Source organism: Streptomyces kebangsaanensis (assembly GCF_001906585.1).
Lineage (GTDB): Bacteria > Actinomycetota > Actinomycetes > Streptomycetales > Streptomycetaceae > Streptomyces > Streptomyces kebangsaanensis.
In genome coordinates, this window is the sequence record NZ_JUJA01000048.1 from 10,048 (window position 1) to 20,708 (window position 10,661).

6 protein-coding genes and 5 pseudogenes are annotated in these 10,661 nt (G+C 70.6%); 7 read left to right on the forward strand and 4 right to left on the reverse strand.

Features of this window, described 5'->3' with window-relative positions; all coding sequences use genetic code 11:
• Positions 1-533 precede the first annotated feature (533 nt).
• From RH94_RS07115 to RH94_RS07130, 3 genes and pseudogenes are all read left to right on the forward strand, one after another.
• Complete coding sequence (locus RH94_RS07115; protein WP_073946793.1) at positions 534-2,633, forward strand: GmrSD restriction endonuclease domain-containing protein; 2,100 nt, start codon at positions 534-536, stop codon at positions 2,631-2,633.
• A gap of 84 nt (positions 2,634-2,717) precedes the next feature.
• Positions 2,718-4,005, forward strand: a pseudogene (locus RH94_RS07120) (DUF4357 domain-containing protein).
• 800 nt (positions 4,006-4,805) lie between these two features.
• A pseudogene (locus RH94_RS07130) lies at positions 4,806-5,066 on the forward strand (transposase); the annotation flags it as partial.
• Between the two features lie 239 nt (positions 5,067-5,305).
• Here RH94_RS07130 and RH94_RS07135 read toward each other — a convergent pair.
• Positions 5,306-5,857 carry a DUF6233 domain-containing protein gene (locus RH94_RS07135; protein WP_407697267.1) on the reverse strand — a complete coding sequence of 184 codons (552 nt, stop codon included), beginning with the start codon at positions 5,855-5,857 and terminating at the stop codon, positions 5,306-5,308.
• A 43-nt stretch (positions 5,858-5,900) separates the two neighbouring features.
• On the opposite strand from RH94_RS07135, the gene RH94_RS07140 reads away from it, so the two are divergent.
• Positions 5,901-6,389, forward strand: coding sequence for a GNAT family N-acetyltransferase (locus tag RH94_RS07140; RefSeq protein ID WP_073946794.1), 489 nt, complete (start codon positions 5,901-5,903; stop codon positions 6,387-6,389).
• Here RH94_RS07140 and RH94_RS07145 read toward each other — a convergent pair.
• On the reverse strand, positions 6,358-6,729 hold the full coding sequence (locus RH94_RS07145; RefSeq protein WP_073946795.1) for a hypothetical protein: 372 nt from the start codon (positions 6,727-6,729) through the stop codon (positions 6,358-6,360). The genes RH94_RS07140 and RH94_RS07145 overlap by 32 nt on opposite strands.
• Before the next feature lie 304 nt (positions 6,730-7,033).
• Here RH94_RS07145 and RH94_RS07150 point away from each other — a divergent pair, with 304 nt between their 5' ends.
• From RH94_RS07150 to RH94_RS07155, 3 genes and pseudogenes are all read left to right on the forward strand, one after another.
• Positions 7,034-8,017, forward strand: a complete 984-nt coding sequence (locus RH94_RS07150) for a helix-turn-helix domain-containing protein (RefSeq protein WP_073946796.1) — start codon at positions 7,034-7,036, stop codon at positions 8,015-8,017.
• 301 nt (positions 8,018-8,318) lie between these two features.
• Positions 8,319-8,417 (forward strand): annotated as a pseudogene (locus RH94_RS42650) (IS6 family transposase); the annotation flags it as partial.
• A 2-nt stretch (positions 8,418-8,419) separates the two neighbouring features.
• A pseudogene (locus RH94_RS07155) lies at positions 8,420-8,761 on the forward strand (transposase); the annotation flags it as partial.
• Here RH94_RS07155 and RH94_RS46960 read toward each other — a convergent pair.
• Positions 8,705-8,848, reverse strand: a pseudogene (locus RH94_RS46960) (IS701 family transposase); the annotation flags it as partial. The pseudogenes RH94_RS07155 and RH94_RS46960 sit on opposite strands and share 57 nt — an antisense overlap.
• A 154-nt stretch (positions 8,849-9,002) precedes the next feature.
• Positions 9,003-10,661: Na+/H+ antiporter NhaA (gene nhaA / locus RH94_RS07165; RefSeq protein ID WP_073946798.1), on the reverse strand; the 1,659-nt coding region annotated here is incomplete at its 5' end.

Here is a 10,661-nt window from a genome sequence, read left to right on the forward strand (position 1 = left end):
CCGCCCCTGCTGGGGACCGGTCAGCTGTCGGAGGTCGCCACCGAGCTCCGCCCGCTGCTGGAGCAGACCGCCCGCATGGGCGCGACCACCACCTGGTCCCGTATCGCCAAGCGCCTCCCCGCACTGCCGCGGCTCCACCGGGACGACCAGAGCGTCATCCTGTGGCTGGTGGACGAGGAGCGCCGGGAGGGAGAGCCCCTTCTCTGCGCTCTCGTCACGGTCGGCGACCGGCAGATGCACCCCCGTTTTCCGGTCATCGCGGAACAGCTCGGCCTGGCGTGCTCGGGCACCGCCGCCCAGCAACAGATGACATGGAGCTACGAGGTGCTGAAAGCCCATCAGTACTGGCGGCATCGGCGCCCCGGGCGCGGCTGAGGGATTCGGCCGCTCGTCGGGTACCCGGACCGTGTGCGAGGAAGTGGCCGGATCGACGCGCGACGAGGTACCGGAAACGTGACCGCCGCGTTGCTCACCATGACCGGCTGATCCCACAGTCCGCCTTCCCGTCCCATCACCCCGAGGAGACCCGGCCGATGGCCACCGTGCTGTTCAAGGACACCACCCACCAGGTAGCCGACCTGATCACCGACATCCGGCGCGGTGAGATCGCCCTGCCCGACCTGCAACGGCCCTACGTGTGGCAACCGGCCAAGGCGCGCGAGCTGTTCGACTCGATGTACAAGGGCTTCCCGGTCGGCTATCTGCTCTTCTGGGAGACCGGGATCGAGCCCGGGGCACGGCAGATCGGCGAAGGGGCCAAACCGGAGGCGGCTCGCCGGCTCATCGTCGACGGCCAGCAGCGTCTCACCTCGCTCTTCGCCGTCATGACCGGCACGCCCGTGGTGAGGGAGGACTACCGCACGACGCGCGTCCGGCTCGCCTTCCGCCCCTCGGACGACACCTTCGCCGTCACGGACGCGGCCATCGAGAGGGACCCCGAGTACCTCCCTGACATCAGCGTGCTGTGGGACACCGCGACAGGACGCCGCAAGGTCATCCGTGACTTCCTGGCCCGCCTGAACGAGAAGCGTCCCCTCACCGAGGCCGAGGAGGACCGGATCCAGGACGCGCTCGACCGTCTGCACGCCCTGGAGAGCTACCCGTTCAAGGGGGTGGTGCTCTCGGCCGACATCGACGAGGAGCAGGTCGCGGAGATCTTCGTCCGTATCAACAGCGAAGGCGTGAAGCTCGACCAGGCCGACTTCATCCTGACGCTCACCTCCGTGTTCTGGGAGGACGGACGCCGCGCCCTGGAGGAGTTCTGCCGCCAGTCGCGGACTCCCGCTCTGCACGGTGCGTCGCCCTTCAACTGGTACATCAAGCCCAAGCCTCCCCAGCTGCTGCGCGTGGTCGCCGCCGTCGGCCTGGACTCCGCCGTGCTCAAGCAGGTCTACGCGACCCTGCGCGGACGGGACGCCTCGGGGAAGCTGTCCCCCGAGCAGCGCGAGGCACGCTTCGAACAGCTCCAGCAGGCACAGCAGCACGTCCTCGACCTCCAGCACTGGCACGAGTTCTTCCTCTGCCTGGAGCGCGCCGGCTTCCGCGGCGAGAAGATGATCTCCAGCCAGAACGCGCTGCTCTACAGCTACGCGCTCTGGCTGATCGGCCGCGTCCGCTACGACGTCCCCCTCGACCGACTCCGGTCCGTCATCGCGCGCTGGTTCTTCATGGCTCAGCTCACCGGCCGTTACACCGGTTCGGTGGAGTCCCAGATGGAGCACGACCTCGCCCTGCTGCGGGAGATCCCGCACGGCGACGCGGACGGTTACACCACCACCCTCGACCGGGTCGTCCGGGAAAACCTCACATCGGACTTCTGGACCATCACCCTGCCCAACACGCTGAACAGCTCCGCCGCCAAGTCGCCCGCCCTGCTCGCGTACATCGCGGCCCTCAACATCCTGGACGCGGACGTCCTGCTGTCCGACGTCAAGGTCCGTACGCGACTCGACCCGGCCGTCCTCGCGCGCAAGGGCGTCGAGCGGCATCACCTCTTCCCCCGGAAGTACCTGCAGCGCTCCCTCGGGATCACCACCAGCGCGCGCATCAACCAGATCGCCAACATGGCGCTGCTGGAGTGGAGCGACAACATCGCCATCTCCGACCAGGCGCCGGCGCAGTACTGGCCCGCGCAGCTGGCCGCCAAGGGGCTGCCCGCCGACGTCCTGGCCCGTCAGCGCTATCTGCACGCGCTGCCGGACGACTGGCCGTCGATGGACTACGACGCCTTCCTCACCGCTCGCCGTGTCCTGATGGCGCAGGTCGTCCGTGGCGCCTTCGGGCAGTTGGAGAGCGACTCCTACCGCCCTGTGTACAGCGCCCCGACCGTCGTGCCCGAGCAGCGCACGGCGAGCAGGCTCCCCTCCCGCCGGATCAAGCTGTCGGAGCTGCTGGACGCCGGTCTGATCAGCGCTGGAACCGTCCTCACCCCCGCGTGGGAGGAGTACGGGCAGGTGGCCGTCGTCGACTATCAGGGCCGCATCCGGCTCGACGAGCAGATCCACGACACCCCTTCCGGAGCCGCCAACGCAGTCGGAGCAGGGACCAACGGCTGGACCTTCTGGCTGGCCGACACCCCCGAAGGGCAGGTCTCGCTGGCCGATCTGCGCGCCGCCCTGTCGGAGGAGATCTGACACCTCACCCATGCTTGTTGACGGTGTCAACGTGTAGCCTGTGCGTGTTCGACGCAGGTGTCGCCCTCTCCTGGAAGGTCACCCATGCCCCAGCCCGACCGTCTCCCCGGCACACCCGAGTTCCGCATCAAGCTGCCGCAGGACGGTGCCGAGGCGCGTGGGTGTCTGCTGACGCAGTTCGGCGGCAACGGAACGAACAAGTTCCTGCTGCGGGAGGGATCCCTCGTGACCGCCGAGGAGTGGCCGGGGCTCGGCCGCCATGCCCGCCGGTTCCGGGCGGAACTCCGCGCGGACGGCGCGCTCGTGGACGCCCCGGCTGCCCCCGGACAACCCCAGGACGCGCCCGCGCGCTGGACGGTGACCCGGGACATCGAGTGCAACTCCTCCTCGGCCGCCGCCGCGCTGGTGTACGGCTACGACGCTTCCGGCCAGGAGTCCTGGCGCACCGTCGAGGGCCACCCGCTCGCCGACTACCTGTCCACCGGCTGGCGCGCCCCGCGCAAGGCGTGGCTGGTGCGCGGGTCCAATGTCTCGGGGCACAACCTGGTGCGGCGGCTGTGGCTGGAGGAGGGGTTCGTCTCGCTCGCGGGCGCGCACCTGCCGCCCCTGGAGGAGGCCGGCCGATCCGACCAAGAGCGCGCTGCGCCGCTTCGTCGAGGAGGGGTACGAGGGGGCCGCCTCGTACCACCAGAAGCGGGGCCTCGTCGAGGAGTTGCACGCCTTCCTGACCCAGATGCGCGTCGGCGACACGGTGGCCACCATCGGCGACGGCCGGCTGCACGTCGGGCAGATCACCGGGGAGGCCGTGCAGAGCGCGTCGCCGGGCGGGCTGTCCAATCTGCGCCGGACCGTGGCCTGGCGGGCGGACGGCCACGCGTACGAGGAGCTGCCGGAGGAGGTGCAGCAGAAGCTGTCCGTTCAGCATGACGTCGTCGACCTGACCGGTGTCCTGGACGCGTTGGACGGGCTCACCGGGCAGGCGGAGGGCACGGACCCGGCGGAGACCGGGGACACCGGCGAGCGGCCGGCGCAACGGGAGCTGACCCTGCCGGACATCACCGAAGCACTCGCCGCCGGCATCCCGGTGCTACGGGTCAAGGGGCAGACCGCGCAGGGGGCCGAGGGCGTACGGCTGGCAACGATGCACGCGATGAAGGGGCTTGAGTTCCGGGCGGTGTCCGTCCTCGGTGTCAACGAGGGCACCGTCCCGTTCGCCCGTGAGATCACCCCACGTGAGGCCGATCCGCTGCAGCACGACGCCGACCTGCTCCGGGAACGCTGCCTCCTCTTCGTCGCCTGCACGCGCGCCCGTGAAGCGCTGAGCGTGACGTGGAGCGGAGCTCCGAGCCCCTTTCTCCCGGACGCCGCCTGACCGGCCGCCCGGCAACATCGGCGACCGACCGCTGCGGATTCCGTGGGTGTACTCGTCGGGGCACGTGACCCGCACGTTCACCGAAACCGGTCGGACGGTGGAACACCTGTCGGCCGAGGACCAGATGGGCTGACGTCTCGCTCCGACAAGCCCTGGCACTCCGGACGGGTGGGCACGGCTCGGTCCGTCGGTCCGTCGGTCCGTCGTGCGTACCGCTCCGGTCATGGGGTCGCGCCGTCCCGCCCGTGGGCGTCGTACCGGCTCCCTGCCCTGCGCCTGCCCTCCTGCCCTCCTGCCCGGAGCGTGAAGCACAAGGCGAGGGCATTGCACATGAACAGCGCCGGCGTCGGAAAGACCGCACTGGTGTCCCAGGAAGAACGTCGAGTTGGCTCGTCCGCACCGTTCCCAGCCCGCAGGCGCCGCCCCAGAACGGGCCGACCAGGTCCGCAACCGCCTCAGCCGCAGCGGTCGGCCCCTGGGATTTCTCTGGGACTTCCGGCTGCGTCAACGGGCATGAGCCTGAAACAGTCGAAAGGCCATTGGTCCAGGTCAGCAAGCTGAAGCCACTCAGCCCAGCAGGTCACGGAGCCGCCTGGTCTCTTCCGGGACATCTGACCAACGGCTGCCGCCGGATCCCTTCCGACCTGTGCTGATGCGGGTCTGGAAAGGATCCGGCGGGATCCCTGGGACTTTGGGTCGGGAGCGAGCCAGGGGGTTTCGTTTGGATCTGGACTCCGCGGCTCTGCCGCCGATGGTGCCGGCGGTGGTCGGCGGCCTGGATTACGGCAGGGAGGATGGAACTGATCGACGACGTCTTCGATGCCCTCGACGAGCAGACCGTCATCGTGCCCGGGACCGGCACCCTCGACATCGTGATCCCGTCCCTGGCCCGTTCGCTGGGAGCCGTCCACGAACAGCGACGGGTCCTGGAAGCCCAGATCAATGCCCTGCTGAAGGCACACCCTCTTTCCCCGGTCCTGACCTCGATGCCCGGCGTCGGCGTCAGGACCGCCGCCGTCCTGCTGGTCACCGTCGGCGACGGCACCAGCTTCCCCACCGCCGGAACCACGCCGCGAGCCCCGCCTCGCCCCGCAGCAGCTGGCGATCGGCGAGTGGACGCGATACGGCCTGACCCCCACCTCCCCGCCGTCGTGGTCGACGACCAACATGGACGACTGGCGCCGCGATTACGCGAACGAGCCGGTACGCCTGAGCATCACCGCCAGGTCCAAGGGCAGCGAGTGGGTCGTGCCGCTGGAAGTCCCCGTCACCATCGAGACCGCATCCTGACCGACGCGGGTCAGGATGCGGTGATGTGGTCGAAGCCGTACAGCATCGGCGTCAGCTCCTGAGCGCACCCGCACAGCGTGCACAACCGCGTCCCCGGGTTCTCCGCGACATCCAACGCGTGCTCCAAATCAAGCAGCGGCGCGCCCTGCGGAGCCTCTTCGCAGTCCGGCGCGTGCAGCACACCCCGGGCCGCGCCCCGCCCCTCGCGCACCTTCGCCAGCACCCACCCAGAAGGCCGATGCTCCCCGAGCACCTCGCGGACCACCGACTGGGGCGACGGCTCCAATCGCTCGGTGGCGACCTGGTCGTAGTCGACGCCGTCGACCGGCCGCACATGGTCGGGAGCCCGGACCCACACCCGATACTCCGCCGCCTCCACCCCGCCGTCCTCGCGATCCCGGTACGACGGCAGCCCCACCAAGTACAGCCAGCCCGTCTCCGTCTGCCGCCGCCTCCACAGTCGCGCGACGACCTCCTGCTCCGGATGACCGAGCACCGGGTCGGCGGGCAGCACGACCCGCACCGGCACCGGCTGGGCTGCGTCGTCGGAAGGTGTGGTCACGGCCCCACGGTAGGCAGCAGGACCGCCGAGGCTCCCACCGGAGGTGAGCGACGACTGCGCCGCCGTCGCGGTCTGGACGACCCCGGCGACGGCCGACGCCGTCGCGGTCTTCGCCGAGATCGGCCCGGAACCGGACGACATCGCGGGCGACCGCGCCCCGTTCGCGACCCGCGCGGAGGAGGTGATGCGCCCTCACCGGCCCACCGAGCCTTGCTGGTTCCTCGCCACCGTCGGTGTCGACCCCGATCAGCAGGGCCGGGGACTGGGCCGTGCGGTGATCCTCCCCGGGGTGGAGGCCGTCGAGCGGGCGGGCGTCCCCGCCTTCCTGGAGATCTCCGCCAAGCGCAACGTGAGGTTCTACCAGGGCCTTGGCTTCGAGGTGACCGCCGACTACGCGCTGCCGGACGGGGCCCCGCGCACCTGGGCCATGACCCGCAGGCCCGGCTCCGTCAGCAGGCGCAGCAGACCTCAGCAGATCCCAGCAGATCCCAGCCGGTTCTTCAGCAGGACTTGCTGGAGCCGCTCGGGCTGAGGTTCGCGTTGTAGACCCAGCCGCCGAAGGAGCCGGGGATCCGCACGTACGTCCATTTGTTGCCCAGGTCGTTCGTGGTCGTGCAGTGGTAGACGAGCGTGATGGTGTTGTCCACGTACCCGTCGATCTCACAGTCCGCGTAGGGGCCTTCACTGCGGATCGGGATGCTGGACTTGGTCGCCTTGCCGCGGGTCACGTTGTCCTTGGCCGAATGCCCGTGAGCCCTGCAGTCCCTGGCCTTGGCCGCCGGAGCGGTCGCCTCGGCGGTGGCCGGGGCCACCAGCCCGGCGGCGGCGGCGACACCGGCGGCGACCCACACACCCAGATAGCGCTTGCCCATCGATCGACTCCTCGTGAATGGTGTCCGGTTCGAGATGACCCCTTGATCATGGCGCGCACCCCCGCATGCGGTCGTTGACGAGGCGCGCACGGAGGTTGACGGTTCGTGCACGCCCCGGACGCGGTCTCCCTGCAGGGCGGGCCCGCGCAAAGGCCCGTCCTGGACCGCCGGGGCCGTCCGGGACCGGCGTCCCGGAGGAATCGGCTGATTTCCCTCTCATCCCTCGCGTGGCCGACCGGGCACTCTCTCAGTCGACCCGTGCCGCGGCGCGCTGAAGCTCCGGGGCACGTCAAAGGGGGACGACATGCTGGTGACGGAGTTCACGACGGAAGTGGTGGCGGCTTCGGAACGGTTCGCCCTGTGGGAGGCCATCGCGGAGCGGTCCCATCTGCGCAATGTGCTGCGCAGCGAGGAGGAGGGCGACTTCCGCGCCCGGATGCGGCTCCTGTCCCTGGGCGAAGCGCAGCTCTCCGCGCTCGCCCTGCCGCATCTGGACGTGCTGCGCACACCGCGGCTGATCCGGCAGTCCGACCCGGAGGTCTATCTGGTCCAGTGCGTGTTCTCCGGGAGCGGGCGGCTCACGCAGACGGCGGGCACCCACGAGTACGGCCCGGGCCACCTCGTGATGGTGGACAGCAGTGCGCCCATGGACGTCACGATACGGGCCATGCCGGGGCAGTGGTCATCCGTCGTCGCCACGGTTCCCCGTGCTTGGGTGCCCCTGCCGGAGCGGGTGGTGCGCCCGCTGATGGGAGTGCCGATCCCCAGTTGCTCGGGCATGGCGGCCGTCTTCGGCCGTTGGGTCACCGATCTGCACCATCGTGCGCACGAGTTCACTCCCGGCGACGCCCCCACCCTGGCGACGGTCACGGCCGATCTCCTGACCTCCCTCGTCGGCCGCTGCATGGACGCCGAGCACGTCGTGCCCCCGGAGGCCCGCAGAAGTACTCTGCGCGTCGAGACCCGGAAGTTCGTCGAGCGGAACCTCGGCGACCTCCGGTTGAGCCCGCAGACCGTCGCGGACGCCCACCACATCTCCCTGCGCCTCCTGCAGCAGTTGTTCGCGGAGGACGGCACCTCACCCGCCGCCTGGATACGCCATCGCCGCCTCGAACGCTGCCGCGCCGACCTGGCCGATCCCCACCTGGCCGGATACTCGGTCCGGGCTGTCGCGGCCCGCTGGGGGCTCACCGACCCCGCCCATTTCAGCCGCCTGTTCCGCGCCGCCTACGGTCTGCCGCCGAGGGACTACCGCCACCGGCAGCAGCGGCGCCGGCGGCGGACCTGACCCTCGAACCCGTGGGCGGTCCGCATGCGCTATAGTTGATCTTGCCAGTTCGCCCCAACTCACGGCGACTGACTCTGCGTTGGTGGTCCAAGGAAAGGCGCCCCGCTTCCTGCGGGGAGATGCAGGTGCAAGGCCTGCCCAGCGCTCTCCCACGGAGCCCTTCCCTCTACCCGGGGAAGGGCTCCGTTGCGTTCTCCTATAGTGCGCGTCGTTGCCGGTACCGGTGCCAGCGGCGTTGTCAGGTTGAGTGGTGGCCTTCTCGGGCGGCGTGATCATCCGTCTGGTCGAATCGCTGGAGGGGCTGTCCGTGGTGGTGCCGTCGTACCGGGGTTTCCGCTTCCCTCCGGAGGTCATCTCCCACTGCGTGTGGCTGTACCACCGCTTCAATCTGAGCCTGCGCGACTCCAGGCCGTGCCGCCGATGCGGGGCAAGCGCGGCCGGCCCCGGCGCCGCCTGGACGTGGTGCTGGCCGACCGCGGCTACGACCACGACAAGTACCGCCGCCTGGTCCGGGACCTCGGCGTGAAACCGCTGATCGCCCGCCGCGGCACCGAGCACGGCTCCGGCCTGGGCACCCAACGCTGGGTCGTGGAGCGCGCATTCGCCCACCTGCACTGGTTCCGCCGACTGCGGATCCGCTGGGAGGTCCGCGACGACATCCACGAAGCCTTCCTCCTCCGTGTCGACCTTTCGGCCGACCGGGCCGAGCAGACCGCGAACGTAGTCGCGCATCCGTCGGCGTAGCTCCACGCCGCCGAAACGATGGTCGACACGGAGGAAGAGGTCTTCGAGTTCGTCGTCCCAGGTCGCGGCTGCAGGCTCGTTGATCACGACGGGAGGCTGCCCCGGCCACTGCCATTACCAGCGCCGGTTGCACACGATCGAGGGGCGGCCCCGTGAAGGCCGCCCCTGACGGGCCACCAGCCCACTACACTCACCACGCGCAGCCTCTGAGCAGGCAAAACGTCAAAGTCCTGCTGGAGTACTAGGCGGTGGACGCCTCGAGTTCGCGGGCGAGGGTCGCCGCGTCGGAGGGTCCGGTGTGCCGGCGGTCGCCGATGAAGAAGGTCGGGGCGCCGCTGGCCCCGCTCGCCTCGGCGCTGGCGGCGTCGGCCCGTACCCGGGCGGCCGTCTCCTCGGAATCGAGGTCCCGCAGGAACAGTTCAACGTCGAGTCCGGCCTGGGCCGCGTAGCCGACGATGTCGTCGAACTCGAGCTCGTTCTGGTGGGTGAACAGCAGGTCGTGCATCTGCCAGAAGCGTCCCTGCGCGTCCGCGGCGACCGCCGCCCGGGCGGCGAGTTCGGCGTGCTCGTGCACGTCGGGCAGCGGCAGGTGCCGGAAGACGTAGCGGAGCCGGTCGCCGAAGCGCTGCCGCAGTTCCTGGGCGACACCGGTGGCATGGGCGCAGAAGGGACATTCGTAGTCGCCGTACTCCACCAGGGTCAGGGGGGCGTCCACGGGACCCCTGACGTGGTCCGCGGCCGGGTCGACGGGGCGGTCCAGGGTGCGGGGCAGGTCGGCGTCCGTCTCGCCGCGCAGGACCGCGGCCAGGCGGAACGCCACCCATCCCAGGGCCGTGGCGAGCACGGCCGCCAGCAGGACGCCGACGGTCGCCTGGGCGCGCAGGACCGGGTCCTCGAAGGCGAGTCCGGCGATCAGCAGGGAGACCGTGAAGCCGATCCCGGACAGCACGCCGCCGCCCAGCACGTGGCCCGGGCCGACACCCCGCGGGAGCCTGCCCAGGCCGAGGCGGGCGGGAAGCAGCGCGCCGCCCCCGATGCCCAGGAGCTTGCCGACGACGAGACCGATGACGACGGCCCAGGTGACCTTGGAGGTCAGGGCGTCGGCCAGGACGCCGCCGCGCAGGTCGACGCCGGCGCTGGCCAGGGCGAACACCGGGACGACGAGGTAGCTCGTCCAGGGGTGGAGCACCGTCTGCAGCCGCTCGTTGACGGAGACGACGCGCTTGAGCCCCCTGCGTGCCGTCAGACCCACGTCCGCCCGGGGGGACTGGCGGAAGGCGCGGAAGAGCCGGACGGCCCGCTCCACCGCCTGGCGCGTGGGGGTGTGGGCAGGGATGAGCAGACCGCCGAGCATGCCGGCGATGGAGGCGTGCAGGCCGGCCTGGAGGGTGGCGAGCCACAGCGCGAGCACGACCAGCACGTACGGGGCCGCGCGCCACACGCCCAGGCGGGTCAGCCCGGCCAGGACCGCGCACAGGGCGAGCGCGACCAGCAGCGGCCGCAGGTGGACCGTCTCCGAGAAGACGAAGCCGATCACGGCGACGGCCACGATGTCGTCGATGACGGTGATGGCCAGCAGGAAGACCCGCAGCTGCGTGACGAACCGGGGGCCCACGATGGCGAGTGCCCCCAGCATGAACGCGGTGTCGGTGCCGATGACCACGCCCCACCCCTGGAGGGCCTCACCCCCGGGTGCGACCGCCAGGTACAGCAGCACGGGGATCAGCATGCCGCCGATCCCGGCCAGGGCCGGGATCACGACGCGCCGGCGGTCGGTCAGCACGCCCACGGAGATCTCGTAGCGGACCTCCAGGCCGATGACGAAGAAGAACAGGGCCATCAGGCCGTCGCTGACCCAGTGCCCCAGGTCCATCGACAGACTGGCCCCGCCGAGCGAGAA